Source organism: Actinomadura sp. WMMB 499 (assembly GCF_008824145.1).
In the GTDB taxonomy this organism is placed as follows: Bacteria; Actinomycetota; Actinomycetes; order Streptosporangiales; family Streptosporangiaceae; genus Spirillospora.
Window position 1 is genome coordinate 7,588,199 of the sequence record NZ_CP044407.1, and the last position, 26,671, is coordinate 7,614,869.

Genomic DNA, 26,671 nt, shown 5'->3' on the forward strand with positions numbered 1-26,671 from the left:
CACGGGAGCGCTGCACGTCTACACGCTGCTGCTGATCGGCTGGCTCCTGCTGCCGATCACGGTGATGATCCTTTTCGGGTTCAACGACGTCCAGGGCAAGCAGAACTTCCGCTGGGAGGGATTCACGCTCGAGTGGTACGCGCGCCTGTTCGACCGGAGCGACCTGACCCGGGCACTGGTGAACTCGCTGGCGATCGCGTTCGCGAGCACCGCCGTCACGACGGTGCTCGGAACGTTCGCGGGTCTCGCGCTCGCCCGGTACCGGTTCCGGGGACGGCGGGCGGCCGACCTGCTGCTGTTCATGGCGATCGCCTGCCCGGAGCTCGTGATGGGCGCGTCCCTGCTGTCGATGTTCGTCACGTTCGGGGTGCCCCGCGGCGCGCCGACGATCCTGGTCGCGCACGTGATGTTCTCGATCGCGTTCGTGACCGTGACGGTCCGCGCCCGCGCGGTCGGGCTCGATCCGGCGGTGGGGGAGGCCGCGCGCGACCTGGGTGCCGGACCGTGGATGCGGTTCCGGCTGGTCACGCTGCCGATGATCCGGCCGGGAGTGGTGGCGGGCGCGCTCCTGGCGTTCGTCCTGTCCGTCGACGACTTCGTGGTCACGAGCTTCACCGGCGGCGCGACCGTGACGTTCCCGCTGTGGGTGTACGGGTCGACGCGCACGGGGACGCCGCCGCAGGTCAACGTGATGGGGACGCTGATCTTCGCCGTCGGGGTGCTGATCGCGGTCGGTTCCGCCCGGCGCACCTTTCGCGGACGGGACGCCGCCGGAACAGGCACCGGATCCGGGCGGGCCGAGCCGCAAGCCGATGGGACGGGCAAGGGGACGCATGAGGAGACGGACGGACACCGACGTGGACGCTGACACCGACACCGACATGCACGTGGCGCGATCACTGGCGGACGCGGAGCCCACCCCGTACTGGACGGCCGGTTCCGTGCGGCCCGATCCGGGGCCGGCGCTGACCGGCCGCCGGGCGTGCGATCTGGCGGTCGTCGGCGGCGGCTACGGCGGGCTCTGGACCGCCCTGCGGGCCAAGGAGCGCGACCCGTCCCTGGACGTGGTGGTGCTGGAGGCGGGCCGGATCGGTTCGGCCGCGTCCGGACGCAACGGCGGGTTCTGCTCGGCGAGCCTCACGCACGGTCTCCTCAACGGGGTGGGGCGGTGGCCGGACGACATGGACGTCCTCGAGCGGCTCGGCTGGGAGAACCTGCGGGCCATCGCGGCCACGCTCACCCGGTACGGCATCGACGCCGACTGGGACCCGACCGGCGAACTGACGGTCGCGACGCAGGAGTGGCAGGTCCCGCTGCTGGAGGAGGAGGCGGAGCACGCCTTCGAGCTCGGCTGGGAGCCGATCCTGCTGGGCCGCGAGGGCGTCCGCGCGGAGGTGAACTCCCCGACGTACCTCGCCGGGCTGTGGGACCGGCACGCCGTGGCGCTGCTGCACCCGGCGAAGCTGGCGTGGGGGCTGGCGGACGCGTGCCGCTCGCTGGGCGTGCGGATCTTCGAGGACACCCGCGTGACGGGGCTGCGCCCGGACGGCGGGCGGCTGCGGCTGGACGGCGCGCACGGGGCGATCGGGGCGCACCGGGTCGCGCTGGCGACGGGCGCGTTCCCGCCGCTGCTGCGGCGGATGCGCGGGTTCGTCGTGCCGGTGTACGAGTACGCGCTCGTGACCGAGCCGCTGTCGCGGGCGCAGCGCGACGCCGTCGGGTGGCGGCGCCGCCAGGGGGTGGGCGACAGCGGCAACCGGTACCACTACTACCGGCTGACGCCGGACGGCCGCGTCGTGTGGGGCGGCTACGACGCGGTGTACCACTTCGGCGGCCGGATCGGCGCCGCACTCGAACGCCGCCCCGCCGCGTTCGCGTCCCTCGCACGGAACTTCTTCACCACGTTCCCTCAGCTGGACGGCGTCCGGTTCGCGCACGCGTGGGGCGGCGTGGTCGACACCTGCACGCGCTTCTGCGCGTTCTTCGGCACCGCCCACGACTCCAGGCTCGCGTACGCGGCGGGCTACACGGGCCTGGGCGTGGGCGCGACCCGGTTCGGCGCGGACGTCATGCTCGACCTCCTGCACCTCGGGGTCGGTCCCGGTGAGGAGACCGAGCGGACGCGGCTGGCGATGGTGCGGGACAAGCCGGTCCCGTTCCCGCCCGAGCCACTGCGGTTCGGGGCGATCGAGCTGACGCGGCGGGCGATGGCGCGGGCCGACCGGGAGGGCGGACGGCGCGGACCGTGGTTGCGCGCGCTCGACCGCATCGGCGCCGGTTTCGGAAGCTGACGGGCCGCCGCCGGACGTCGGCGAGGGCGCCGGACGGCGCGAACCCGCCGGCGGGCCGCGGAACGGCCGGACACCCGCGGGCGTGCCACACGAGGTCCGTGCCACCGCCGAGCCCGCAACCGGGCCAGGCAGCCGGGCCAGGCAGCCGGGCCAGGCAGCCGGGCCGTTAACCGGGCCGGGCAGCCGGGCCCGGCAGCCGGGCCGGGTAGCCGGGCCGGCAATCGGGCCGGGTAGCCGGGCCGGGCAGCCGGGCCGTTAACCGGGCCGGGCAGCCGGGCCGGGCAGCCAAGCCGGTAACCGGGCCGGGCAGCCGGGCCGGCAGCCGGGCCGGGTAGCCGGGCCGGCAATCGGGCCGGCAGCTGGGCCGACAATCGGGCCGGCAATCGGCCCGCCGACGGCGCCGACAGCCGGGTCCGCAGCCGGGCCGGCAGCCGGGCCGGTAACCGGGCCAGGCAATCGGGCCCGCAACCGGGCCGGGTAGCCGGGCCCTCGGCCGGGGGGCTCCCGGGCTCTCAGCCGGGGCCGGCGTCAGTCCGGGGACTCGTCGATGGTGCCGAAGATGACCGACGACACCTCGAGGTAGAGCTGTTCCGGATACGGCATGAAGCCCACGTTGCGCAGTGCCTGCTTCTGTCCCGCCGACTCCATCACGAACTCGCCGTAGCCGAGCATCTGGCCGGTGATCGAGCGCTCCAGGTTGATGTCGGTGACCTTCGCCAGCGGCATCATCGCGACCGTCCGGTTGAGCACCCCGTTGATCACCATGACCCGGTGCTCGGTGACGAGGAAGAACTCCAGCGACCAGGCGATGACCTTCCACAGCAGGTAGCCGACGGGGATCAGCCACAGCCACCAGATCCAGAACACGCCGGTGACGGTGGCGGCGGCGCCGCACACGATGAGACCGGCCACGAACGCGATGACGGGCGGCAGCAGCACCGCGGGATGGCGGCGCACCGCGATGACGCGTCCCTCGTGGCCCATCAGATAGCGGTCGACGGTCCGCGTCGAGTTGTCGCGGTGGACCATCATGTCCTGCAGATTCACGGCGGCGTCCTCGTCATGATCCGGTTGCTTCAAAGGTAGCCGACCGGGCGCCGCCGGTGCAGTGGCCGGGCGGTGCGGACGGCGGACGCCCGCGTCCCGGTTGTGCGCGGCGGACGGGCGGCTGATGATGGTCGGCATGGGCGGCGGTGCGGTCGGTGGAACGGGCGGCGGTGCGGGAGACGGTACGGCGACCGGCGGGACGGGAGGCGGCGCGACGCCCGGAGCGACCGGGGCGCCCGGAGCGACCGGGGCGCACGGGCCGCCCGGAGCAACCGGGGCGCACGGGCCGCGGGGAGCGCCCGGGGTACCGGACCCGGTGGCGGACACCCGCGTGGACTTCCCGCCGGACGTCGACTTCACGCCCGACGTCACGGTGCGGCCCATCTGGCGGCTCCTGCTGCGCGGCCTCGGCGTGTACCTGCCGGGCTGGGAGCGGCCCGCCGGGGCGGCGCGCGTCCCCGGCCGCGCGGGCGACGGCTTCGGCCCGCCCGCGTACCTGGACGGCGACGCGGGGTTCGGGCTGCAGGTGCCCGACCGGCGGCGCGGTCTGGAGCCGGACCGGGAGATCTACGTGCGGGGGCGGGAGAACCCGAGCTTCGGCATCGTGGTGGCGGGTCCGACCGCGGCGATCGGGAGCCGCGTCGTGGACGCGGCCGCCCTGCTGCGGTTCGCGCGGCGGCTCACCTTCGAGGAGCTGTTCGACACCGGGGACGCCGACTCCGTGCCGTACGCGGTGCGCGGTGCCCGCGCCGTCGAGAACGTGGTGTTCCTCGACCGGGCCGCGGGCGTCGGGCTGTGCGCGGAGGTCGATCCGGTGACGCGGGACGTCCGCTGCCCCCTGTACGTGCGGATCGGCGACCCGGCGGAGCGGACGGTGCGGGCCTACGGCGTCGCGGCGCACGCGCTGCCTAGGGGGCCGCGGCCCACGCGGTGAGGTCCCACAGCTGGTGGGACGGCAGCCGGCGCAGCCGGACGGCCGCCGCGGCCGGGTCCCAGAACACCTCGTCGCTCTCCAGTTCCAGCGACTGCCCGGCCGACAGCACCGCGCACACCAGCTCGTCCCGCGTGCGGACGGCCATGAGCGGCCCGATCTGCGCGACGGCGCCGGAGCACTCGGCGAGCGTGCGCAGCAGCGACTTCAGCGCCGCCTCGTCCTCGGGCGGGCGCGCCGGCTCGACGCCCGACGGGACGCCCGGTTCGACCCGGGCCAGGCCGCGCCGCGTTCCGCCGTTCCCGGCGAGCCCGCTGGGCGGCAGGTCGGCGCCGGTGGAGATGAGCAGCGCGCTGAAGGCCCCCGCGAGGTCGTCGGGGAGCTGGCCGCCGAGGAAGTACCGGCGGCGCTCGGGCGAGCCGGGCTCGAGACCGTCCGCGCCCTCGGCCGTCCGGAACCGGACGCTCAGCCGGTTCGCGCGGACGCACCGTTCGTAGACGTCGCCGAGGATGTCCTCGAGCTGGTCGTCGCGGGTCCAGAGCCGGCCCGTGGCGGTGACGGCGGCGTCGCGCGGGCCGCCGACGGTGCCGACGCCGCCCGGCAGGCCGCCGGGAAGCGCGCCCGCGCGGCCGGCGCCGCCCGCGCCGCCGCCGGGACCGGTGGAGCCGGCGGGCAGGGACCGCGGCGTGCCGGTCAGCGCGGCCGTGACGGCGTCGTCGAGCGCTCCCTCGGTGAACTGCAGCAGCTCGGCGACGATGTCCTCGACGTCCTCGAGCGTGCGGGTGAGGGTGCGCTGCAGCTCCAGGATCTCCGCGCCGCCCCGTTCGAGGTCGGCGAGCCGCTCCAGCGCGGTGTCGACCTGCTCCCGGACGTCGCCGGAGGCGCCGGCGCCGCCCGCCCCGACGACGACCTCGCGCACCGACGTCTCGACCTCGGCCAGCTTGCGGCGCAGCGCGGCGAGCGTGATGCGCTGCTGCTCCAGGTCGCGCAGCCGCCCCGCCTGGGTCCGGACGAACTCGTCCGCGCGGTGCACGACGTCCGCGAGTTCCTCGACACGGCCCGTGGTGCGGTGGACGCGGTCGTCGAGGGCGGGCAGCACGTCCCGCTTCACCCGCGCCAGCTCGGCGGTGAGCTGCTCGCCGACCGTCACCAGCACGTTGTTCTGCTTGGTGACCTGCTCGTTCAGTTCGTCCACGCGGCGCGTGAACGCGCGCGCCTGATCCCGGCTCTGCTTGCCCGCGTAGAGTTCCAGGGCTCCGACGACGACGCACATCACGATCAGTACGACCGTCGTCATGGCACTCCTCGAACGGGACGGCGATTACCGGATCGAATATTGATCGCGACCATAACTTACGATCATGCGCGCTGACCGGAACTTACGTAACCGACTGATCTCACTGACCTGACGGACTCATCCGTCTTGAAACGCCTGCGAAGTTCGTCCCGCGCCGGGTGCCGCCCGAGGCGTCCGCCGGGAGCGCCGCGCAGGTCACTGGCAGCCCTCGAACTGCGGGACGTCCTTCGACAGCTCCAGCTCCGTCTCTCCGAACCACCGCTCCAGATGGATGGGGATCGTGTCGTCCAGGTACATCTTTGTGATCGCCTCGTTCACGGCCTCGCAGCCCTCCACGTCGTCCGCCCGGAGGCCGACGCTGTAGCGCTCGTCCGAGATCGGGGCGTTCACGATCGTCATGGTGTGGCCGTCGGCGGCCGCCTGCCGCGCGAGCCCCGCCAGGATGAGGTCGTCGGTGGACACCGCGTCCAGCCGCCCCTCGGTCAGCAGCCGCAGGCACTCGCCGTAGCCGCCCGCGTCGACGGGCACGGCCGCGACGCCCTGTTCGTCGTGGATGCGGGGGAACGACGTCGACCCCTCCACCCGGCACACCCGCTTGCCCACCAGGTCGTGGATGCTCCGGATCGCGTCCGCGTCGGCCTCGCGCACCATGAGGTCCTGGTGAGCGACGTAGTAGGGGCCCGCGAACGCCGCCTTCAGCTTCCGCTCGGGCGTGATCGAGTAGCCCGCGACGACCAGGTCGACGTCGCCGTTCGCCAGCAGTGTCTCCCGGTTGCCGGAGGTCACCTCGCGGAACGACACGTCGGCCGCGTTGACGCCGAGGTTGCGGGCGATCTCCTTGGCGACCCGGACGTCGAACCCCTCGAACGCGTCGTAGTCACCGGACTCGGCGATCCGCAGGCCGACGCCGGGCCGGTCCCCGTTGACGCCGATGACCAGCTTCTCCATGTCGGCGACCGACTCGGCGTCGCTCGAGCCGACGCCGCAGGCGGCGGCGGTGAGGAGCGCGGCGGCCCCGGCGAGCGCCGCGCCCGCGCGCCGCGCCCGCCCGGCCCCGCGGGTCCGCCGCGGCCCGCGCGTCCGGCCGGTCTCCCGTGCCCGCTCGGCACCGCGCGCCGGCCGTGCCCCGCGCGTCCGGTCGGTCTCGCCCGCGAAGGGCCGCATCGTCCGTCCTCTCACTTCGACCACCGGTACTCCGACAGGCGGGGCCAGACCCCGATGAGCAGGAGCACGACGATGGCGGCGCCCGCGATCGGCAGCACGCCGTACCAGCCGCTCGTCCCGTCGTCACCGTCCTGGACGGCTTCGTCGAAGACGGTCTGGCGGATCTCCTCCAGCTCCTGCAGCGCCTGGTCGTACTGCCGGAACTGGGCGGTGAGCTCGCCTCGCCGGGCGACGGCCTGCGCGCGGTCGCCGCTCTCGACGAGCCGCCGCATCTCGTGGTCCCGCTGCTGGAACCGCTGGTACTCCTGGAGCGCGGTGTCGAAGATGCCGCCGATGCGCGACTGCGTCGCCGGGTCCTCGACCAGCCGGTTGCCCTCGGTGCCGAGGAACCCGAGGAAGTCGGTGCGGCCCGGCACGTATCCGGCCTTCTGCACGGCCGCGTTGTACTCGGCGAGGTTGCCTGCCTCCACGTAAAGGACCGTCTGCGACTTGCTCAGATAGACCTGCTCGTACGTGTCGGTCCGTCCCGGGTCGAGCAGGTACCGGGTCTGGTCGGCGGCGGCGTTGTTGCTGATGGCGCGGGTACGCGACAGGGCCAGCATGGAGTCGAACCCGTCCTCCTTGGCCTTGCGCAGACTTTCCGCCTGCCCCCACAGCATGAGGCCGCTCGCCGTGATCAGCGCGAGCGTGCCGACGGTCGCCAGCGCCACCCCAACGTTCAGCAGCCGCCGGAACCGGACGGCGAGGAACACCTGGAGGGCGACCAGCGCCGCCACCAGCAGGACGCCCACCGCGATCACCCAGACGAGTCCGGTGCGGACCGCCGACCGCTGATCCTCGTACGTGCCGCGGACGAGCGCGCCGTTGTCCAGCGTGAGGTTGTAGGCCTTCGGCAGCAGGTTCAGCTTCATCAGGTCGGTCGCGTCCCGGTAGAGGTCCAGAACCTCCTGCGGCGGCGGGCCGGCCTGGTGCTGCGTCCGCCGCTCCAGCTGCAGCGCCTGCCCGGCGAGCCGCTCGTAGCGGGCGAGGGCGTCCAGCAGCGCCCGGGCGGTGTCCTCCTCGGTCGGGTCGTCGGCCAGCCTGGCGGCCTCGAAGAGCGCCTCGCCCGCGCGCAGCCGGTTCATGTCGTACAGCTCCAGCGCCTCGGCCCGCACCGCGGGCTCGGAGTCGCCCGCGAGCAGGGCGTTGGCGAGCTGCGCGTCCATGTCGGTGAGCTGCGAGTACAGGTCGCCGGTCGCGACGACCTGGGGGCCCGCGTCGTGCCCGATCACCCGCATCCCCTCGCGGGCCTGCGCGATCGTGCCGGCGGTGACCCCGAGCAGCGCCAGCAGGATGAGGACGGCCAGGGCCGACAGCCACCGGACGCGGGACGCGGCGGTGCGCGGCAGCAGCCGTCGCGGGCCGGTCGGCGCCGGGACGGCCGCCGACAGCAGGCGGCGCGCGGACGCCGGGTGCGCGGGCGGCTCCGCGCGGGCGGGGAGGTTCGACGCGCCCGCGCCGTCCGGTGCGTTCGCCCGGTCCGGTGCGCCCCGGCCCGGTGGCGCGTTCGTCCGTCCAGGGGATGTCATGACGTCGTACCTCGGGTCAGTGTGATGGTGGTCCAGGCGCCCACGTGGATCCGGTCTCCCTCGGCCAGCGGAACCTCCGTGTTGAGCGGGATCGGGTCCATCGACCCGTTCATGTACGTGCGGTTGGTGGAGCCGGGGTCGACGAGCGTCCAGGAGCCGTCCGACTTGCCCAGCAGCACCGCGTGGACCTTGGAGACGCCCGGGTCCTCGGGCGGCTCCCGCAGATCGATCTCGGGCGGCGTGGGCTGCGTGGAACTGCGCCGCCCGATGCGGACCTGCTCGGCCGACAGCGGGATCCGGCGCCGCGGCGCGTACGGCGGGAACACCAGGGAGCCCGAGTCGGGCCCCTCCTCGGCGAGGACGGCGTTGAAGTACTCGCGGTCGGCCTCGACGACGGCCGTCCACTCGGCCTGCGAAGGCACCCCGGACGACGGCAGCGGCGCGGACGGCGCGGACGGCGTGGACGGCGCGGACGGCGTGGACGGCGTGGACGGCGCGGACGGCGTGGACGGCGTGGGCGGTGCGGGGTCCGGGCCGCCGGGTGGACGCTCCAGCTCGCCGGTGGGGCGCCCGCCTCCCGCGACGAAGTCGTAGCCGCAGCCCTCGCAGAACCGGTCGGTGCCCGGCAGGCCGCAGTCGGGGCAGGGCGTGCCGCCGTTCGGCCCCGCCGCCGCGGACGGGCCCGGCGTGCCCGGCGCGCCCGGCCCGTCCGGGGTGCCGGACGCGCCCGCGCCCGGCACCCCGGACGGTGCGGCGCCGATGGCCGAACCGCACAGGTCGCAGAAGTCCGCCGACCGCGAGGTGTGGCCGCTCGGGCAGATCGCCATGCTCAGCCCTTCTGCCCGCGGTTGTTGACGGTCTCGTCCTTCCGGGTCCGGACGGTCTTGGTGGAGCGGGTGTTGAGCTCCATCTCGTCGCCCTTGTCGACGTCTTTCTTCAGCCTGACGGTGCCGGTGGCGGGGTCGATGACGTCCACGACCTTGCGCAGCAGCGAGGTGATCTCCTCGTTGCCGGCCTCGTCGGCGAGGACGACCGCCCGGCCGAGCCGCGCCGTCGCGGTGTCCTCGTCGCCGCGGTCGCGGGCCTCGAGCCCCTGCTGGATCTCGGCGGCCAGCTCGGCCTGGCCGGTGTAGTGCGCGACCCGGTCGTTGATCCGGGTGGAGCGGGCCTCGTCGTCGGTCCACTCGGCGAGGACGTTGCCGGTCGCGAGGACCCGCGCCTCCTCGCCCGGTGCCCCGGGCACGACGAGCTTGACCCACACCGCGCGCAGCACCTTGCCGACCTCGCCGGGCGGCAGCTCCACGCACACGTGGTAGTCGCGGCTCTCTTCGCCCCACGCGCCCAGCGGGTAGTCGCCGGCCTGCGGCGGCACCTCGACGCGGCGCCCGGTCAGGTCCTCCACGGTCGGCAGGACCTGCTTGACGAACTTCAACTTCGCCGTCTGCGGAGTCTGCAGGCGCAGCGCCACGTCCGCGACCGACTTGCCCATCGCCGCCTCCGTCATCGCCTGGAAGTCGGCGACGAGCCCGGCCGGGTCGCGGACGATGTCGACGCCGCCCAGCAGCGCCGACGCGACCTTGCGCAGCTCCGCGACCTCCCAGTCGGTGCCGACGCCGCGGCAGTCGCAGATGAACCGGCCCTCGCAGCGGAACAGGACGGCGTCGAGCTGCTCGGGCGTCTCGTGCTGGTTCTTGCCGTCGGTCAGCAGGATCGCGTGCCGGATGCCCTCCCGGTCGCCGAACAGCACGTCGGCCTGCCGCAGCCACGACCCGATCGCGGTGCCGCCGGACGCGCGCAGCCGGCCGAGCGCCTCCTTGGCCAGCCGGCGGTTCTCGTCGTTGGCCGGAACGAGTTCCTGCCGCGCCGGGAACACCATCGACGCGACGTTCGAGCCGGACACGACCGCGAACTCGACACCGTCCCGCAGCGTGTCCACCGCGACCTGCGCCGCCTCGACGGCGGCCCGCAGCTTGGTCTCGGGATAGGACATCGAGCCGGACGTGTCGATGATGATGACCTCGGACGCGCGGGTGGCGGGCCCGGCGGCGGGTGCCGCGCCGCCGGCGGCGTCCGCGCCGCTCGCCTCGACCGAGACGATGGCGTGCACCTCGCGGCCGCCCTCGGGCAGGTACTGGTTCTGGTCGACCTTGACGGTGAACTGCGGCTGCTCGCTCATCGATGCTGCTCCGTGCTCGGGGGACGGACGGGGGAGGGGAGGGGGACCACGGCGACGGTGATGTTGTCGCGGCCGCCCGAGTCGAGGGCGTGCCGCACCAGCGTCCGCGCGGTGCCCAGCGGATCGGCGGCGGGGTCGGGGGCGGGGTCGGCGGGCAGCAGCGCCCGCAGGTCCCGGGCGGCGGGGAAGTAGTTCCACAGCCCGTCGCTGCAGACCAGCAGCGTGCCCGGGCCGGACGGGCGGAACGTCGCGACGTGCGGGGCGACGTCCCCCGCGTCCGCGCCGAGCCAGGCCGTGATGACGTGCGCGTTCGGATGTGCCTCGGCCTCGGCCTCGGTCAGCGCGCCCTCCGCGACCATGAACGCGGCCCAGGAGTCGTCCTCGGTGAGCCGCCGCGACGCCGCGAGCCCGACCGGTCCGGCCTCGCCGGATCCGCCCGCGCCGGAACCGCTCTCCACGCCGCCGCCGCCGTCGCCGCCGGCGTCGGCGTCACCGGTGTCGTCGGCGGCCAGCCAGTAGGCGCGGCTGTCGCCGACCCACCCGACGGTGATCGTCCCGTCCCGCGTCACCGCGGACACGTAGGTGCACGACGGCGCGTCGTCCTCCGACGAGGCCAGGGCGGCGACGGCCAGCGCCGCCGCCCGCGCCGCCGCGCGGGTGGCCTCCGCCGGGTCCTCGCCCGCGTCCAGCCGGGACGCCAGCGCGGCGGCGCCGGTGTCGGCCGCGGCGCGGGACGCCTCCTCGGGGCGCTGCGAGGAGCCCACACCGTCCGACACCACGGCCGCGACCCCGGCGGCGTGGACGGCGAGGGCGAGCGCGTCCTCGTTGCGGCTGTAGCGCAGGCCGCGGTCGCTCACCCCGGCCACCAGGAGCGGGCCCGCGCCCTCGGGAAGCGTCGCCTCCACGTGGTCGCGGTCGGCGGGCTGCCGGAGCCCGCAGCTCTCGCAGTAGCCCTCGGCGTCGATCGCCGAGCCGCCGCATCCGGTGCAGGGCGGCGCGGTCGCCGCCCGGCGGCGGGCGAGCGACGCCGTGGTCGTCCGGAAGGTACGGCCCTCGCGAACCGCCGCGCCCGCGCCGGGGGCGGGGGCGGACGGCTCCGGGGCGTCGCCGAGGCGGTGACCGCACCCCTCGCAGAACGTCTCGCCCGCGTACACCATCTCGCCGCAGGCAGGGCAGGACAGCTCCGCGGCCTTGGTGCCTGCCTTGGCGCCTGTTCGCGCGCCTGTCTCGTCGTGGGTCACGGCGTGGTCCGTATCTGCAGCGGGGGATGTGGGACGGTCGGGCCGGGGAGGCGGCTCACAGAAAGGTCCTCGGACGGACGGCGTTGGCGGCGTCGACGAGCCGCCGGGACTCGTCCCGGTCCGGTGCGACCTTCGCCAGCCGCCGGTAGGCGCCCTCCAGATGGCGGCGCAGCGGCGCCTCGCTCAGCGTCGCGCCGAGCAGCGCCGCGCCGCGCGCCTCGTCGGCCCGGCCCGGCCCGATGAGCAGCCAGTCGAGCGCCGCCTCCAGGATCTCGGCGGTGAGCCGGTCGCGCCGCCGGACGTCCAGGGCGTCCGGGCCGAGCCGGCCGAGCCGTTGCCCGGCGGCGAGCAGGTCCGCCGCCGTCAGCTCGGCCGCGGGCCGCGAGCGCACCGCGGTCGTGACCGCCGCGACCTGCGCGGAAGTGCGCCGGATCGACGACTCGGGCACCGAGTCCAGCGCGCTGATCGCACCGGCGCGGTCGCCGCTCGCGAACCGCACCCGGGCGAGCCCGAACGCCGCGTTGATGTACGCGTCGTCGGTGCGCCACACCAGCTCGTACAGGCGCGCGGCCTCGCCCGGAGCGCTCTCCTCGCGGCAGCGGGCGAGCGCCAGCTTCGGCGCGGCCTCGCCCGGCAGCAGGTCGTACAGCCGGTCGAAGCGCGGCTCGGCCTCGGTGGCCCGGCCGCGGGCGAGCAGCGCGACGGTCCGGAACCACTCGACCCGCCAGTCGCCCGGCTGGTCGGCGTCGGACTCGTCCAGCAGCCGCCCGGCCTCCTCGTACTCGCCCAGCTCGATCTTGACCCGGGCGAGGGTCAGCCGCACCTCCGGCGTCCGCTGCGGCGCACCGGCCACGGTCGCTTCGAGCTGCCGGGGCTCCAGCGAGGTGAGGCCCGCGAGGAACCCCGCGGCGGGGTCCCCGGCGTCCACCAGCGGGACGGGCAGCGCCGCGGCGGCCGTAGCGGGCGGGACGGGCGGCAGCGCCGAGGCGTTCGCGTCGTCGCCCGCGGCCCGTGCCGCGAACCGCTCGGGGCCGAACAGCGCCGACGGCGCGGGGCGCGGCCGGCCGTCCTCGGTGGCCAGCACCTCCCGCAGGACGCCGGTGAGCTGGTCGGCCATCTCCGCCGCGTCCTGGAAGCGTTCGTCCGGGTCCTGGTGCGTCGCGCGGCGGAGGAAGCGGTCGAACGACTCGTGCCGCGCCAGGACCGGCACGTCCGACCGGGGCGGGAGACTCTCCCGGAACCGGGAGGTGTAGCCCTTGAAGGGGAAGCTCAGCACGGCCAGGGTGCGGCCGACGGTGTAGAGGTCGGAACTCACCGACGGGCCCACGTCGGCGATCTCGGGCGCCTGGTAGCCGGGGGTGCCGTAGATGGCGCCGTCCGGATCGTCCAGCCGCCGCACCCCGCCGAGGTCGATCAGCCTCAGCTGCTCCTCGAACTGGATGACGTTGTCGGGCTTGAAGTCGCAGTACACGAGGCCGCGGGCGTGCAGGTAGCCGAACGCCCGCAGCACCTCGAGCCCGTACGCGATGGCCTGCGCGACGGGCAGCGCGTCCGCGCCCTCGTCGCGCCGCTGCAGCAGGATCTCCTTGAGCGACCGGCCGCCGACGTACTCCATGACGATGTAGCCGTCGCCGTCGTGCTGCACGAAGTTGTAGATCTTGACGATGTTGGGGTGCTCGACCTCCGCGAGGAACGCCCGCTCGGCCGCCGCCGCGGCCTGGGCGTCGGCGTCCCCGCTGTTCAGCAGGCCCTTCAGCACCACCCACCGGTCGCTGACGTTCTTGTCCCTGGCGAGGTAGATCCAGCCGAGACCGCCGTGCGCGAGGCAGCCGAGCACGGCGTACTGCCCGCCGACGAGGTCGCCGGGCGCCAGCTTCGGGGTGAACGCGAACCCGGTGCCGCACTTCGGGCAGAACCCCTCGGTCCGCCCGGGCTGCCCGCCCCGGCTGCGGCCCACCGGCTCGTCGCAGTGGCCGCAGTACCGCTTGGTCTCGGCGACCTTCGGGTCGCGCAGCACCGCGGCGGACGGGTTCAGGGGCTCGATGCGCGGCACGTTGATCAGGCCCGCGCCCAGCCCGCCGACGCCGGTCGACGGCCGGGACGCGCCGGTGCGCGCGCTGCCGGTCCGTCCGGTGCCCACGCTGCCCGACCGGCTGCCGCCCAGGCTCAGCGACCGAGCCCCGGACGGCCCGGTCGCCGCGGTCGCGGACGGGGGCGACGGGGCCTCGCCGCAGACGTCGCAGAAACCGTCGTCGATCGTCCCGCCGCAGCCGGGCTTGTCGCACGCGCCGCCCGGAGCGCCCGCGCCGCCCGCGCCGCCCGGAGCGCTCGCACCGCCCGCGGCGTTCGGCGTGCCCGGCGTCCCGGCGCCGCTCGGGCCCGGCGGCGACCCGCACGTGGCGCAGAAGCCGCCGTCGATCGTCCCGCCGCAGCCGGCCTGGGCACAGGCGTCGGGGGCGGAGGGTCCCGATGGGCTGGAGGGTGCGGCCATGCCGCATATGACGCAGAACCCGCCCTCGACGGTTCCCGCGCATCCCGGCTGCGTGCACCGGCTCATCCGTCCGCTCCCTTCTCCCGCGCGGCGACGGCCCGCTGGTACTCCGACAGGGCCACGGTGGCCTCACGGAGATCGCAGGGGGACGTCCACAGCAGCGCGCGCGCCTTCTCGTACAGTCCGGTCGTGGCTTCGTCCTCGGAGAGGCCCAGCCGGGCGGCCTTCACGCGGTAGGCGTCCAGCCGGCCGCGCAACTCGTCGCGCCGCTCCAGCAGGCCCCGGACGACCTCGACCGCGTCCCGCGCGGCCCGCAGGGCCTCGTCCGCCGCGTGCTCCAGGTCGTCGATCCGCCGGGCCCGCTCCGTCCAGTCGCCGCCGCTCCGGGCGTCGCGGTCGAGAGCGGCCAGCCGGTCGGCGAGCGCGGGCGACGCCTCCGGCCGCGCGGGCGGCACCGGCCCGGCGATCCGCGCCGTGACCGAGTCCCGGACCCGGCGCGCCTCCGCCTCCGCCTCCCGCACCCGGTCGAGTGTCCGCGCGACGCCCCGGACCCGCTCGGCGTACCCGTCGCGGAGCAGCGCCGCCGCCTCCAGCCGACGCCGCGCGTCCGCGAACCCGCCGCGCAGCTCGTCCAGGCGGGAGGTGTCGGGGCGGCCGCCGGGCGCGAGCGCGAGCGGGTCGCCGCGGACCTCCGCGGCGACCGCGTCGAGGCCCGCGCCGAGCCGGTCCAGCTCCGGGTCCGTCCCGCCGAGCGCCGCCAGCGCCTCGGTCGCCGCGCGCCGCGCCGCCTCGATCTCCGCGAGCCGCGACAGCAGCGCCGACCAGACCCGCTCCAGCCCGCCCACGGCCCGCACGGTCTCCTCGTACAGGGCGGTCATGCGCGCGACGGCCGCGCGCAGCGTCAGCCGTTCACCGGACGGGACGTGCAGCAGCGCCCGGCGTTCGAGCGGCACCTCGGCGGCGGGCAGCTCGATCGACGGGCCCGACAGCAGCCGGGTGAGCTCCGCCAGCCGCCAGTGCCCGAGCCTGCCGGGCCGGGCACGGACCTCCTCCGCCTCGGCGACGGCGCGGCGGTACAGGTCGAACAGCGTCCACAGCGACTCCACGCGGGAGCGCACGTCGGACTGGACGCGTCGCGTCTCCCCGTGCGGCGTCGCGCCCTCCAGCAGCTGGTACCCCTGGTTCGCCTCCAGTTCGAGGAGGGACGAGCCGATGCGCTCCCTCTCGTCCCGCAGATGCGCCAGCGTCCGGTCGACCTCGTCGCGGCTCATCGGCAGGCGCGTCGGCTCACCCAACGCGAGTCCACGGCTCGCCCATGTTCGCCCTGCCATCCCCCGGATCGTGCAATTTTGAAGCCAGTTTTCCCCATCCTCGCCCCGCGGCTCAAGGATCGCGAAGGATCAAGCTCGCGGGGCGCCCGAGGCCTCCAAAATGTCAGTGTTCGAACGTATTATCGAACCATGGCGAACGTTGCGACGCACCGCAGGACCGCCCCCACCCTGACCGCGCTCTCCGCCGCGGAGATCGCCGCCCTCGCGCTCTCCCTCGCGCACCTGGGCGCCGGCCCGCAGGCCGCGACCGCGCGCCGGGCCCTGCGCACCCTCCTGGACACCGTCCCCCACGACGACGTGGCCGGCGCCACGCTGACCACCCTCACCGCGTCCCTGGACGCCTCCACGGCCGACCGCGCCCGCGTGGTCGCCGCCGCCATCAGCGAGCACCGGGTCGTCCGCCTCTGCTACGGCGACTCCGGCGCCAACGTCACGATCCGCGAGGTCGAGCCGGTCACCACGCTCGTCCACCGCGACCACTGGTACCTCGTCGGCTGGTGCCGGATGCGGCGCGGCGTCCGCGCCTTCCGCTTCGATCGCATCCTCGCCGTCGAGTCCACCGGCATGCCCGCCCGTCCGCGCCGGGCCGACCGCTACCTGCCCTTCCAGCGCCGCAAGGCCGTGCACGCCGGAGGTCCGGCGCACACCGCGACGACCTGACCGCACCGCGCATCCGACCGCTCCACGTCCGCCGCCCCCGCCCGCCCGGCCCGCCACAAGCGGCCCGGGCGGGCCGCGCGTGCACCCCGCTATCGGCGGAGGACCGTCGCGGAGGTTCTCGGTCGGTGCGACCTCGGATTCGGCTTGCCCGGCCTGCCACAAGCGGCCCGGGCGGGCCGCGCGTGCACCCCGCTATCGACAGGGCGGGTGGCTCGGCCGCTCGCGTCGGCCGGACCACCATGAACGTCCCCGGTCCGCGCGTCCGCTGGGCCGCCCGACGGTCCGGCGGGGCCGCCGCCCGCGCGGCCTCGGACCGCTCCGCCTTCGGTCGTTCCGAGAGTGGCTCGCACGTCCGGTCGTCCTGGAGGGGGCGGCCGCTCGGTACGTCCCGGACGGTTCGGGTCAGCGCTCGCCTTCGACCGGTTCGGGGGCGTAGTACGAGTCGACGGCGGGCTGGCCGGTGTAGTTCGGCCCGGCGCGGTCGTCGGCGCCCAGGTACCGGTACGGCAAGGTGATCTCGCGGCGGCCGCGCAGCGTGATCCGGTGGCGCCGGGTGTCGAGGGCGAAGCCCGCGCGGCGGAGCGCGGCCGCCGCCGGCCGTCCGGCGGGGGAGCCGCCGGCGAGCCGCACCGACCGCGGGTCGAAGTCGGCGACCAGCAGGCCGTCCCCGGTCAGCCACGACGCGGCCCGCGCCAGCAGCCCGAGCTTGTCGCCCACGTAGTGCAGGCCGTGCACGCACGTGATGAGGTCGGCGGGCGCCGCCGGCTCCCACACGGTCACCGAGGCCACGACGAGCCGGACGTTCGGCGGCGGCACGCCGGGGAGGAAGTGGCCGACGAGATCGACGCCGGTGATCCGGACGTCCGCGGACTCCCCGGCGGCGTCGACGAGCGCGCGGCCCGTCCCGCAGCACAGGTCGAGCCAGTGGCCCGTTCCGGCCTCGGCGAGCGGATCGACGCCGAGTTCGCGGCGGTAGGAGGCGAGGGTGCGTTCGCGGTTCATGGCGATGTTCGCCACGACCGGGGACGCCTCCAGTTCGGCGTCGTCCAAGCGGCGCGTCATGCGGCGATCATGCCAGCGGGGCCGGGCGCGCGTAGCATGACGGCGGTGAGCACGCGCGACGTCCTGGAGCACCTCCGGCGGCTGGGCATGTCGGGGTACGAGGCCAAGGCGTACGTGGCGCTCGTCGCGGCGGGACGGCCGGTCAACGGGTACGAGGTCGCCAAGCGGTCCGGGGTCCCGCGCAGCACCGTGTACGAGACGCTGGGCAAGCTCGTGGCGCGCGGCGCCGCGTACGAGGTGCGCGGCTCCTCCGACGGCACCGAGTACCTGCCGCTGCCGCCGGAGTCGCTGCTGGACCGGATGCGCCGCGAGTTCGACGGCTCGGTCGCGGCGCTGCGGACGGCGCTGCCCGCCGTCGCCGCCGCGCCCGAGGCGCCGCCGATCCACGGGCTCAAGGACGCCGAGGCGATGCTCGACCGCGCCGGGGACGTCGTCGCGGCGGCCCGCCGCGACCTGTTCGTCTCGATCTGGCCCGAGGAGATGCGGCGGCTGCGCGGCCCCGTCGAGGAGGCCGCCGGACGGGGCGCGGACGTCTCGGTCGTCGCGTTCGGCGAGGACACCGCGTTCGGCGGGGACACCGCGCCGGACACGGGCGCGCGAATCCACCGGCATCGGTACTCGGCGCCCGAGGCCGTCCTCGAGGACCTCGGCTACCGGCTGATCGTGGTCGTCGGGGACCGGCGCGAGGCCGTGGTCGGCGGCTTCGCCGAGGGCGCGGCGTGGGGCATCTACACCGCCGACCCGGCGGTCGCGCTGATGGCCGCCGAGTACGTGCGGCAGGACATCGCGCTGCAGATCCTCGCCGACCGGGTCGGCGCCGCCGAGCTGGACCGGCTGTTCGCCACCGACCCCGACCTGCTGCGCCTCCTCGGGCGCCGGTGACGCGCCGGGTTCAGCGGACGGAACCGAGCGCGAGCAGCGCGACGTGCAGGGAGACGCAGGACTCCACGTCGTCGAGGTCGGTGTCGAGGACGCGTTCGATGCGGCGGAGCCGCTCGTAGAGCGCCGGGCGCGACAGGTGGGCGCGCTGGGCGGCCTCCGCCTTGTTGCGGCCCGACTCCAGGTAGAGCTCCAGGATGCGGGTGAGGTCGGTGCCGCGCCGGGCGTCGTGCCGCAGCAGCGGGCCGAGCTCCCGCTCGGCGAACGTCTGCACGCGGGCGTCGTCGCGCAGCAGGTGCAGGAGGCCGCGCAGGCGCAGGTCGGGCAGCCGGTAGAAGGGGCGGTCGCCCGGACCGCGGGCCGCGACGTCGGCGACCTGCTCGGCCTCCAGGAAGGAGCGGCGGACGTCGCGGACGGTCTCGACGACGGACCCGGCGGCGAGCACGCCGTCGTGCACCGACTGCTTGCGCAGCAGCGCGGCGACCTCGGTGAGCACGGTCTCGGCGTCGGCGCGCGCGGGCAGCGACGCCAGCACGCCGACGCGGGCGTGCGGGCCGCCCTCGTCCAGGACGCCGACGAGCGCGGCGAGCCGGGCCTGCCGGCAGGCGGCCGCGGCGGTCTCGGCGAGCTGGGACAGCTCCCCGACGGGCGGCGCGGACCCGGCGGCGCCGCGCTGCCGCAGCACCGCGCCGAACAGCCGGCGCCCGGTCAGCGGCACCCCGAGGGCGCGGGCGCGGGCGGCGGCCTCCTGCGGATCGGAGTGCGCGTGCGCGATGACGCGGGCGATGACCGTGCCGTGCGCCTGCCGCTCGAGGCTCTCGGCGTGCCGGTCGAGCAGCCGGCCCAGCGCGAGGGTGGTCGCGGCGCGCTCGATCAGGACGGTCTCGCGCGGCGTCGGCGGCGACCCGAGGACGATGATCAGCCGTCCCCAGTCCTCGCCGCGCGCCCCCACCATGGTCGCCAGCCAGCCTGACGTGTCGTCGTAGCCGGTGCGGACGCCGGGCCGGACGGCGCGCGACCGGGCCTCCCACGCCGCGAGCACCTGCGCGGGGTCGGCGCCGCCCGCGTCCGCGGCCAGCACCCGGTGCGACAGGTTCTCCAGGACGACCGGGTGCCCGGCGAGCGCGGCGACCCGCCGGACGACCTCGTCGGTGGAGGCGCCCTCGACCGACAGCCGGGTGAAGATCTCGTGCAGCCGCTCCGACTCGCGCAGCTCCGCGAACTGCTCCTGGACGATCCGCGCGTGCACGGCCTCGGTGATGTCGACGAACACGGGTTCGTGCGCGAGCACGATCACCGGGAGGCCGTGCCGTTCGGCGGCGGCGAGCAGCGGCCCGGGCAGTGCGGTGGCGTACCGGCGGCCCAGCTCGATCATCAGTCCGCTCACCCCGACCTCGGCGAGGTCGGCGACGTAGGCGCGCAGCCGGGCCGGGTCGTCGGGCAGCGCGATGCCGGTGGTGAGCACCAGCTCGCCGCCGCGCAGCAGGTGGGCGATGTCGGTGACCTCGGCGACGTGCACCCAGCGGACGCGGCCGCCGGTGCGGTCGGCGCCCGCGACGACGTGCGGCCGGCAGCGGCGGACCGCGTCGAGCCGGAGCACGTCGTCGAGAGTGGGCAGCATCACCCCGATGCTACCGGGCACAATGTCAAGCGGACCTGATCGCCGCCTTACACGGTGTCGGGAGTCGCGGCCCTCGCGGCGGGCGCGGCCGGGACCTCCGACACTCGGCGGGGAGGGCGTCCGCGGGCTTTCCGTCGCCTTCTTACGCGCGCGGCGCGGCGGCGAATAATAGCAACTTCCATTGACTCGTTCTGTGTCCGGCGACACAATCTGACTGTCCCAATTAATTGGGGCGAAAATGAAAGTCAGGGCCCGGTGGCGACCGAGACCGCGGGCCGGCGCAGGGAGCCGCGCAATGACCGCAGACGACCATGCCGCAGAGGTCGACGCGCTCGGACGGCGCTTTCCGGGCTGGACCTTCTGGTTCGGTCCGTTCACCCGCCGCTGGTGGGCGCTGCCGCCCCGCGAACTGGACGTCGGCGACTTCCTGGAAGCCGACACCCCGCAGGCCTTGATCGCCCGGATCGAGATGATCCGCCGGGCCCCGTGGCGGCCCCCGCAGGGCGACGGCCGCAGACCGTCGTTCCCCACCACCGACACCCGGCGGGACGCGCGGCGTCCCTCGAACCTCCTCCGGCTCGAGGGCATCACACCGTCGCCGTTCCGCCGGGCGCCGGCGATCGCGTGGCCAGGCAGCACCGCAGGTTGACCGCTGTTCCCCACCTCGCCGCGCCCGCCGGTGCCGCCACGGCCCCGGACAGGGCGGCGGCCGCGCCGTACCCCCTCGCGGACCTCCGGGTAGGGCGCGGACGCCGGCACCCGCCGCCTCCCGGGGCCGTGGCGGTCCGCCGCCGGCGCCGCGGAAACGATGCCGGAGAATGGCGGTGAATGGTCGTCGCCGGTAACGGCTCGGCGCGTGCCGCCGCGGGCTGCGTGCGGCGCGTTGTTCCGGTCGGCGGAAAAGCGTGCCGCCGGTTCGGGCGGCGAACGAATGGCGATATTTTCGCCGGGCGCCGTCCGGTCGAGGAAAAGGGCGGCCGGGCGCGCCCGTACACGCCGGTCGCGGCGCGGACCCGCCGCCCCGCCGCCGCGGAGGCGCTACGCTGCGCCGACGGGGACGTTCGCGAATCCGGGGGAGCGGACCCGCGAAGCGAGCTGGGAGCGACATGCGGCTGACGGGCACGCGCCTGACGAACACGCGCCTGCTGGACGGGGTGCGCGCCAAGGTGCTGGCGGCCCTGGGGACGACCGCGGTGCTGGGCGCCGCGGGCCTCGTCGCGTGCAGCGGCGGTGAGGACGAGCCGGGCCGGGTCGGTGTCGCCAAGGTGGCGAGCACGCTGGGCCCGGGCGAGGGCGTCCTCAACCTCGTGACGCTGCCGGGCTACATCGAGAACGGCGGCAACGACCCGCGCGTCGACTGGGTCACTCCGTTCGAGGAGCGCACCGGCTGCAAGATCGGCTGGAAGGTGGTCACGACCCCGCACGAGATGGCCGACCTGATGCGCGACGGCGGCCGGCACTACGACGGGGTCGCCGCGCCGCCCGAGGTCGCCGGCCGGCTCATCGCCGAGAACCAGGTCGTCCCGGTGAACACCGACCTCGTCGACGGTTACAAGAAGCTCGAGCCGACGCTGCGCGGCCTGCTCGAACGGGACGACCGGTACTTCGGCGTCCCGTACGTGTGGGGTTCGAACCTGCTGGTCCACGACGCGCGCTCGGTGCTCCAGCCGTCGAGCTGGGCGGCCCTCTTCGACCCCGATCAGGCCCGCCGGTACTCGGGCGAGCTGGTCATGCGCGACAGCCCGCTGTCGATCGCGGAGGCCGCCCTGTACCTCAAGGGCGCCGAACCCGATCTCGACGTCGCGGACCCGTACTCGCTGACCCCCGAGCAGCTCGCCGCGGCCGGGCGCGTCCTGAAGGAGCAGCGCCCGCACGTCGCCGAGTACTGGGAGTTGCCCGCCGACGCCGTCAGCGCGTTCGCGGCGGGCGGGGCCGTGCTGGGCCAGGCGTGGCCGTACCACGTGGACGTGCTGAACCGCGCGTCGCAGCCCGTCCGCGGCGCCGTCCCGGCCGAGGGCGTGACCGGCTGGATGGACGCCTGGATGATCAGCTCGCGGGCGCAGCACCCGAACTGCATGTACCAGTGGCTGCAGTGGACGGCGTCCGCGGACGTGCAGCAGCAGGTGGCCGAGTGGACGGGCGTCGCCCCCGCCAACCCGCAGGCGTGCTCCGGCGACCGGCTGCGGCCGGGCTTCTGCAGCGCCTACCGCGTCGGCGACCGCGACTACCTGGAGAGCGTGATCTTCGCGCACACGCCGCGCGCGGACTGCGGCCGGAAGCCGGGCGAGGACGCGGAGGAGAAGCCGGGCGAGGCCAAGTGCACCAGCTACGCGGACTGGACGCGGACCTGGATCGAGTCGACGAAGCTGTAGGGCGGAAGCTGTAGGGCGAACGAGTCGGCGCGCGGACGCGGAAAGGCGCGCGATGAGGCCCGCGGGTCAGCGGGCCCGCGGGAAGGGGTCTCTCCGGCGCGCCCGACCGCCCCCAGCCGGGCGCGCCTCTCGGGTGGTCCCGGGCTTCCCCCCGAAGGCCCGGGTCACCCTTCTCCCTGGAGAGACTCCATGGCGACGGCGGCGTGCCGGGCCGTCACCTGCGCCGGGTTCGGCTCTCCGACCGATCCGGCGTGCGTGGAGCGCGATTTCCGCGGGCCCCGCCGCGGGCGGGGTACCGGCGGGGCGGGTGCGCAGTCGTCGCACGCGAACACCCCGGTCGAATCCGGCAGGCGGCCGACGCGGACGCGCGGCCGGGGCCACTTCTTGCCGCAGGCGATGCAGGCGTCGCCCATGCGCTGCGCTGTGCTCAGCGGCGCCGGGTCGAACGTCGGGTTGCCCGCCTGGCCCATGTTCCATCCCCTCGCGGGAGTCGGCTTCACGTCACTCCTTTATAGGCCGGGGAGTGTGTTATCGCTGCTAGTGAAGGTGAAAAGGGCGGCAAAGCCTCTGGTGCCGACCGCCGGCCGCACGGTCGGCGGGCCGGTAGAAGATCAGCCCGGCCCATACGGTCGATGCGTGTCTCCTTTGCCCTGTAATACGTACAAAGGAGACATGGCGGTCCGGAAAGCCCAGGGTCGGATGCACCCGCCGCGTTCCGCACCGGCCCGCTCGACGGCGGGCGCGCTGGCGTCGACGGCACCGCCGCTGCTGCTCACGACGGCCGCGGCGGCGCTCGTCCTGCACGCGTTCGCGGACGCGGACTGGAGCGTCCTCGCACCCGTCATGGCCGCGGTCTTCGCCGTCGCGCTCGTCCTCACCGCATGGTCCGCCCACCGCGCGGCGCGGCGCGCGCTGCGTCCCCTGGCCGAGGCCGAGGCGCAGATGAGGGAGATCCTCGAGACGGCGGACGCCTCCCGCCGGGTGAGCGTGCCGCCGACCGGCGGCGCCGACGCCCGGCTGGCCGCGCGGGTCAACGGCGTCCTCGACCGCCTGGAACGCTCGTCCCTGCAGCGGCGCACGTTCATCGCGGACGCCTCGCACGAGCTGCGCACCCCGCTGGCCGGCCTGCGCACCCGCATCGAGCTGGCGCTGGCCGCCCCCGGCGAGGCCGAGATCCCGGAGACCCTCGAGGGCGCCCTGCGGGACGTCGAGCGGCTGCACCGGATCGTCGACGACCTCCTCGCGCTGGCCCGCCTGGACGCCGGCGAGGAGCCCGCCCGCGAGCCGCTCGACATCGGAGCGCTGGTGGAGGGCGAACTCGCCGTCCGCGCCTCGCCGGTCGCGCTGACCGCGAAGGTGGAGACCGGCGTCCTGGTCGAGGGCAACCCGATCCGGCTCGGACGGCTCCTGGTGAACCTGCTCGCCAACGCGGAACGGCACGCGATCGGGCTCATCGAGGTCGAGGTGCGCCGGGACGGCGGGGAGGCGGTCGTCGAGGTCCGCGACGACGGCCCCGGCATCCCGCCCGCCGACCGCGACCGCGTCTTCGAGCGCTTCACCCGGCTGGACAGCGCCCGCAGCCGGGCCGACGGCGGCAGCGGCCTCGGCCTGGCGGTCGCCCGGGCCACGGCGGTGTCGCACGGCGGCCACCTCTACGCCGCCGACGCCGTCACCGGCGGCTCCGTCGACGGCGACGCCGTCACCCGCACGGACGGGACGGCCGCGCCGGACGGCACCCGCGGTTCCGGGGGCCCCGCCCGCGGTGCCCGGTTGGTCCTGCGGCTCCCGCTCATCGAGCCGCGACCCACCGGCCGTGGAGACTGAGCGGAGACCGGGCCGGGGCGATCTGGCAGGCGGGGCGGACGGGACCGTCCCGATGGCCGACAATGGTCCCGTGATGACTCCCACCGACACCGCCGACGCGTCCGCCGCCCGCGACGTCGTCGTGCTCGGCTCCACCGGATCGATCGGCACCCAGGCGCTCGACGTGATCCGCCGCAACCCCGGCCGGTTCCGCGTGACGGGCCTGGCCGCCGGGGGCGGTCGGGTCGGCCTGCTGGCCGAGCAGGCGCTGGAGTTCCGGCCCGAGATCGTCGCCGTCGCCAAGGCGTCCGCCGCCCAGGAGCTGCAGCTCGCCTTCTACGCCGAGGCCAAGCGCCGCGGCTACGCCGCCGGCGACTACCCCATCCCGAAGATCGTCGCCGGGCCGGAGGCGGTCGCCGAGGTCGCCGGGTGGCAGTGCGACGTCGTGCTGAACGGCGTCACGGGGGCGCTCGGCCTGGCGTCCACGCTCGCCGCGCTGGACGCCGGACGGACGCTGGCGCTGGCCAACAAGGAGTCGCTCATCATCGGCGGCCCGCTGGTGCGGGAGCGGGCCAGGCCGGGGCAGATCGTCCCGGTCGACTCCGAGCACTCGGCGCTCGCGCAGTGCCTGCGCGGCGGCCGCGCCGCGGAGGTGCGGCGGCTGGTGCTGACCGCGAGCGGCGGCCCGTTCCGCGGCCGCACCCGCGACGAGCTGGCCGGTGTCACGCCCGAGCAGGCGCTGAACCACCCGACGTGGGACATGGGGCCGGTCGTCACGATCAACTCGGCCACCCTCGTCAACAAGGGCCTGGAGGTCATCGAGGCGCACCTGCTGTTCGACGTCCCGATGGACCGCATCGAGGTCATGGTGCACCCGCAGTCGGTCATCCACTCGATGGTCGAGTTCACCGACGGGTCCACGCTCGCGCAGGCGAGCCCGCCGGACATGCGGCTGCCGATCGCGCTCGGCATGGACTGGCCCGACCGCGTCCCGGACGCGGCGCCCGGCGTCGACTGGACGCGCGCGCACACCTGGGAGCTGTTCCCGCTCGACGACGGGACGTTCCCGGCGGTGCGGCTGGCGCGCCGCGCCGGTGAGCTCGGCGGCACCGCCCCGGCCGTTTACAACGCGGCCAACGAGGAATGCGTGGAGGCGTTCCGGGCGGGACGGCTGCCGTTCCTCGCGATAGTCGACACGATCGCGCGGGTACTGGACGAGCACGATCCGGGCGCCGGTGCGGGAGCGGCGGGCCTGACGGTCGACGACGTTCTCGCCGCCGACGCGTGGGCACGCTCCCGGACCAAAGAAGTCACGGGACTCGACTGATCCCCGGCCCGTCCGGGGACGACCCCAAAGGGGGCCCGGATGGCCTTTCTGCTCGGCGCGGTCGCGTTCGTCGTCGCGCTGCTCGCGTCGGTGATGCTGCACGAGGCCGGGCACCTGCTCACCGCCAAGCGGTTCGGGATGAAGGCCACCCAGTACTTCGTCGGGTTCGGGCCGACGCTGTGGTCGCGGCGGCGCGGCGAGACCGAGTACGGCGTGAAGGCGATCCCGCTGGGCGGCTTCGTCAAGATCGTCGGGTACACGCCGCTTGAGGAGATCGATCCGGCCGACCGGCCCCGCGCGTTCTACCGGCAGCCCGCCGGGCGCCGCGCGATCGTGATCGCCGCGGGCGTCGCCGCCAACTTCGCGTTCGCGTTCCTGCTGCTCATGGTGATGGCGATGACGATCGGGGTGCGCGATCCCGGGACGGTCACCACGACCGTCGACCGGGTGTCGGAGTGCGTGCCCGCCGGGACGGGCACCGAGTGCGGGCCCGACCGTCCGGCGTCCCCGGCCGCGCGGGCGGGGCTGCGGCCGGGGGACCGGATCGTCGCGTTCGACGGCACCCGGGTCGCCGGGTGGGAGGAGCTGACCCGGGCCATCGACCGCGCCGAACCCGGACGGACGGTGCCGCTGACGGTCGAGCGGCGGGGCGCGCCGGGGCCCGTGACGCTGCGGCTGCGGCTCGCCGAGATGGGCGGGGAACCGTTCGTCGGGATGTCCGCGCGGGTGACGGGGGCCGGGTACGAGCGGGTCGGGCCGATCAACGCGGCCGTGTTCGCCGCGCGGGGCATCGCGACGACCGTCGAGGCCATCGGCCGCGTCGTGGTGGACATCCCGTCCGCGATCCCGAACCTGTTCTCGGACGAGCGGGCCAGTTCGCCCGGCGGGCAGGTGGGCAGCGTCGTCGGCGCGACCGACGTGTCCGGGCAGATCTTCTCGTCCGAGGACTCGGTCCGCGACAAGGTCGCATTGTTTCTGTCACTTGTCGTCTCGCTGAACATCTTCCTCGGCGCGCTGAACGTCGTGCCGCTGCTGCCGCTGGACGGCGGGCACCTCGCGGTCGTCGGCTACGAGCGCGCACGGGCCGCACTGGCGCGGCTGCGCGGCCGCCCGGACCCCGGCACCGTCGACCTCACCAGGCTCCTTCCCCTCACCTACCTGGCCGTTCTCCTCCTGGTGGGGTTCGGGGCGCTGCTGATCCTGGCCGATCTGTTCAACCCGCTCAACCTGCCCGAATGATCGAGAGGTTTACTGTAGGTAGCCAAATGGCCACACTATTACGTGCCGGTCGCCGTCACCTCATTCGCCCGGGGCGCCTAGGCTTGTACGGGCCGGGCGGCCGTGACACGAGGGGGACGCCCGCCCTTCTCTGCGGGGGTCCGAGTGCGTCTCCGGGCGAGCAGAGGCGAA

The 26,671-nt window shown here is 75.2% G+C and carries 22 protein-coding genes; 10 read left to right on the top strand and 12 right to left on the bottom strand.

Annotated elements, in window-relative coordinates; translation table 11 throughout:
- The first annotated feature begins 64 nt into the window (after positions 1-64).
- Both F7P10_RS34490 and F7P10_RS34495 read left to right on the top strand, forming a co-directional pair.
- Positions 65-868, top strand: a complete 804-nt coding sequence (locus F7P10_RS34490; protein WP_151018458.1) for an ABC transporter permease — start codon at positions 65-67, stop codon at positions 866-868.
- A complete protein-coding gene (locus tag F7P10_RS34495) occupies positions 834-2,291 on the top strand; it encodes an FAD-binding oxidoreductase (RefSeq protein ID WP_254716168.1) in 1,458 nt (485 codons plus the stop codon). Before F7P10_RS34490 ends, F7P10_RS34495 begins: the two co-directional genes overlap by 35 nt.
- Positions 2,292-2,819: 528 nt before the next feature.
- Here F7P10_RS34495 and F7P10_RS34505 read toward each other — a convergent pair.
- On the bottom strand, positions 2,820-3,338 hold the full coding sequence (locus F7P10_RS34505; RefSeq protein WP_368077432.1) for a PH domain-containing protein: 519 nt from the start codon (positions 3,336-3,338) through the stop codon (positions 2,820-2,822).
- Positions 3,339-3,654: 316 nt separating this feature from the next.
- On the opposite strand from F7P10_RS34505, the gene F7P10_RS34510 reads away from it, so the two are divergent.
- Complete coding sequence (locus F7P10_RS34510; protein ID WP_151018461.1) at positions 3,655-4,272, top strand: hypothetical protein; 618 nt, start codon at positions 3,655-3,657, stop codon at positions 4,270-4,272.
- Here F7P10_RS34510 and F7P10_RS34515 read toward each other — a convergent pair.
- From F7P10_RS34515 to F7P10_RS34550, 8 genes are all read right to left on the bottom strand, one after another.
- On the bottom strand, positions 4,247-5,566 hold the full coding sequence (locus F7P10_RS34515) for a hypothetical protein (RefSeq protein ID WP_151015954.1): 1,320 nt from the start codon (positions 5,564-5,566) through the stop codon (positions 4,247-4,249). The two genes, F7P10_RS34510 and F7P10_RS34515, sit on opposite strands and share 26 nt — an antisense overlap.
- Positions 5,567-5,761: 195 nt before the next feature.
- Positions 5,762-6,730 carry a glutamate ABC transporter substrate-binding protein gene (locus F7P10_RS34520; protein ID WP_151015956.1) on the bottom strand — a complete coding sequence of 323 codons (969 nt, stop codon included), beginning with the start codon at positions 6,728-6,730 and terminating at the stop codon, positions 5,762-5,764.
- Between the two features lie 11 nt (positions 6,731-6,741).
- Positions 6,742-8,298, bottom strand: a complete 1,557-nt coding sequence (locus tag F7P10_RS34525; RefSeq protein ID WP_254716169.1) for a hypothetical protein — start codon at positions 8,296-8,298, stop codon at positions 6,742-6,744.
- Complete coding sequence (locus tag F7P10_RS45185) at positions 8,295-9,125, bottom strand: FHA domain-containing protein (RefSeq protein WP_151015958.1); 831 nt, start codon at positions 9,123-9,125, stop codon at positions 8,295-8,297. The genes F7P10_RS34525 and F7P10_RS45185 overlap by 4 nt, the downstream gene beginning before the upstream one ends.
- 2 nt (positions 9,126-9,127) lie before the next feature.
- Positions 9,128-10,474, bottom strand: a complete 1,347-nt coding sequence (locus tag F7P10_RS34535) for a VWA domain-containing protein (protein WP_151015960.1) — start codon at positions 10,472-10,474, stop codon at positions 9,128-9,130.
- The gene (locus F7P10_RS34540) at positions 10,471-11,715 is read right to left on the bottom strand and encodes a protein phosphatase 2C domain-containing protein (protein WP_254716171.1); all 1,245 of its coding nucleotides are present in this window, start codon (positions 11,713-11,715) and stop codon (positions 10,471-10,473) included. Before F7P10_RS34540 ends, F7P10_RS34535 begins: the two co-directional genes overlap by 4 nt.
- A gap of 55 nt (positions 11,716-11,770) precedes the next feature.
- Complete coding sequence (locus F7P10_RS34545; protein WP_151015962.1) at positions 11,771-14,206, bottom strand: serine/threonine-protein kinase; 2,436 nt, start codon at positions 14,204-14,206, stop codon at positions 11,771-11,773.
- A gap of 62 nt (positions 14,207-14,268) precedes the next feature.
- Positions 14,269-15,501 (bottom strand): hypothetical protein, encoded by a 1,233-nt coding sequence (locus F7P10_RS34550; protein ID WP_151015964.1) that lies wholly within the window; start codon positions 15,499-15,501, stop codon positions 14,269-14,271.
- A gap of 165 nt (positions 15,502-15,666) precedes the next feature.
- Between F7P10_RS34550 and F7P10_RS34555 the strand changes: the two genes are divergently transcribed.
- The gene (locus F7P10_RS34555) at positions 15,667-16,197 is read left to right on the top strand and encodes a YafY family protein (RefSeq protein ID WP_151015966.1); all 531 of its coding nucleotides are present in this window, start codon (positions 15,667-15,669) and stop codon (positions 16,195-16,197) included.
- A 402-nt stretch (positions 16,198-16,599) separates the two neighbouring features.
- On the opposite strand, the gene F7P10_RS34560 is transcribed toward F7P10_RS34555, so the two are convergent.
- On the bottom strand, positions 16,600-17,259 hold the full coding sequence (locus tag F7P10_RS34560) for a trans-aconitate 2-methyltransferase (RefSeq protein WP_151015968.1): 660 nt from the start codon (positions 17,257-17,259) through the stop codon (positions 16,600-16,602).
- A gap of 36 nt (positions 17,260-17,295) precedes the next feature.
- On the opposite strand from F7P10_RS34560, the gene F7P10_RS34565 reads away from it, so the two are divergent.
- Complete coding sequence (locus tag F7P10_RS34565; protein WP_151015970.1) at positions 17,296-18,141, top strand: TrmB family transcriptional regulator; 846 nt, start codon at positions 17,296-17,298, stop codon at positions 18,139-18,141.
- 10 nt (positions 18,142-18,151) lie between these two features.
- Here the strand turns inward: F7P10_RS34565 and F7P10_RS34570 are convergent, their stop codons facing one another.
- A complete protein-coding gene (locus tag F7P10_RS34570) occupies positions 18,152-19,759 on the bottom strand; it encodes a PucR family transcriptional regulator ligand-binding domain-containing protein (protein WP_151015972.1) in 1,608 nt (535 codons plus the stop codon).
- A gap of 295 nt (positions 19,760-20,054) precedes the next feature.
- Here F7P10_RS34570 and F7P10_RS34575 point away from each other — a divergent pair, with 295 nt between their 5' ends.
- Entirely contained in the window at positions 20,055-20,408 is a 354-nt protein-coding gene (locus F7P10_RS34575; protein WP_151015974.1) for a hypothetical protein, read from the top strand.
- Between the two features lie 457 nt (positions 20,409-20,865).
- Entirely contained in the window at positions 20,866-22,131 is a 1,266-nt protein-coding gene (locus F7P10_RS34580) for an extracellular solute-binding protein (protein ID WP_151015976.1), read from the top strand.
- A 164-nt stretch (positions 22,132-22,295) separates the two neighbouring features.
- On the opposite strand, the gene F7P10_RS34585 is transcribed toward F7P10_RS34580, so the two are convergent.
- Entirely contained in the window at positions 22,296-22,601 is a 306-nt protein-coding gene (locus F7P10_RS34585; protein ID WP_151015978.1) for a hypothetical protein, read from the bottom strand.
- A gap of 202 nt (positions 22,602-22,803) precedes the next feature.
- On the opposite strand from F7P10_RS34585, the gene F7P10_RS34590 reads away from it, so the two are divergent.
- The 3 genes from F7P10_RS34590 (at position 22,804) to F7P10_RS34600 (ending at position 26,500) form a co-directional block, all read left to right on the top strand.
- Positions 22,804-23,955 carry a cell wall metabolism sensor histidine kinase WalK gene (locus tag F7P10_RS34590; protein ID WP_176611777.1) on the top strand — a complete coding sequence of 384 codons (1,152 nt, stop codon included), beginning with the start codon at positions 22,804-22,806 and terminating at the stop codon, positions 23,953-23,955.
- A gap of 73 nt (positions 23,956-24,028) precedes the next feature.
- Complete coding sequence (gene dxr / locus F7P10_RS34595; protein ID WP_151018464.1) at positions 24,029-25,261, top strand: 1-deoxy-D-xylulose-5-phosphate reductoisomerase; 1,233 nt, start codon at positions 24,029-24,031, stop codon at positions 25,259-25,261.
- Between the two features lie 39 nt (positions 25,262-25,300).
- Positions 25,301-26,500 (top strand): RIP metalloprotease, encoded by a 1,200-nt coding sequence (locus tag F7P10_RS34600; protein ID WP_151015983.1) that lies wholly within the window; start codon positions 25,301-25,303, stop codon positions 26,498-26,500.
- Positions 26,501-26,671: the final 171 nt, after the last annotated feature.

Coding starts and splice junctions, on each gene's coding strand:
- F7P10_RS34490 (WP_151018458.1), top strand. CDS start 65: ATGATCCTTTTCGGGTTCAACGACGTCCAGGGCAAGCAGAACTTCCGC.
- F7P10_RS34495 (WP_254716168.1), top strand. CDS start 834: ATGAGGAGACGGACGGACACCGACGTGGACGCTGACACCGACACCGAC.
- F7P10_RS34515 (WP_151015954.1), bottom strand. CDS start 5,566: ATGACGACGGTCGTACTGATCGTGATGTGCGTCGTCGTCGGAGCCCTG.
- F7P10_RS34520 (WP_151015956.1), bottom strand. CDS start 6,730: ATGCGGCCCTTCGCGGGCGAGACCGACCGGACGCGCGGGGCACGGCCG.
- F7P10_RS34525 (WP_254716169.1), bottom strand. CDS start 8,298: ATGACATCCCCTGGACGGACGAACGCGCCACCGGGCCGGGGCGCACCG.
- F7P10_RS45185 (WP_151015958.1), bottom strand. CDS start 9,125: ATGGCGATCTGCCCGAGCGGCCACACCTCGCGGTCGGCGGACTTCTGC.
- F7P10_RS34535 (WP_151015960.1), bottom strand. CDS start 10,474: ATGAGCGAGCAGCCGCAGTTCACCGTCAAGGTCGACCAGAACCAGTAC.
- F7P10_RS34545 (WP_151015962.1), bottom strand. CDS start 14,206: ATGGCCGCACCCTCCAGCCCATCGGGACCCTCCGCCCCCGACGCCTGT.
- F7P10_RS34555 (WP_151015966.1), top strand. CDS start 15,667: ATGGCGAACGTTGCGACGCACCGCAGGACCGCCCCCACCCTGACCGCG.
- F7P10_RS34560 (WP_151015968.1), bottom strand. CDS start 17,259: ATGACGCGCCGCTTGGACGACGCCGAACTGGAGGCGTCCCCGGTCGTG.
- F7P10_RS34565 (WP_151015970.1), top strand. CDS start 17,296: ATGACGGCGGTGAGCACGCGCGACGTCCTGGAGCACCTCCGGCGGCTG.
- F7P10_RS34570 (WP_151015972.1), bottom strand. CDS start 19,759: ATGCTGCCCACTCTCGACGACGTGCTCCGGCTCGACGCGGTCCGCCGC.
- F7P10_RS34575 (WP_151015974.1), top strand. CDS start 20,055: ATGACCGCAGACGACCATGCCGCAGAGGTCGACGCGCTCGGACGGCGC.
- F7P10_RS34580 (WP_151015976.1), top strand. CDS start 20,866: ATGCGGCTGACGGGCACGCGCCTGACGAACACGCGCCTGCTGGACGGG.
- F7P10_RS34585 (WP_151015978.1), bottom strand. CDS start 22,601: ATGGGCCAGGCGGGCAACCCGACGTTCGACCCGGCGCCGCTGAGCACA.
- F7P10_RS34590 (WP_176611777.1), top strand. CDS start 22,804: ATGGCGGTCCGGAAAGCCCAGGGTCGGATGCACCCGCCGCGTTCCGCA.
- dxr (WP_151018464.1), top strand. CDS start 24,029: ATGACTCCCACCGACACCGCCGACGCGTCCGCCGCCCGCGACGTCGTC.
- F7P10_RS34600 (WP_151015983.1), top strand. CDS start 25,301: ATGGCCTTTCTGCTCGGCGCGGTCGCGTTCGTCGTCGCGCTGCTCGCG.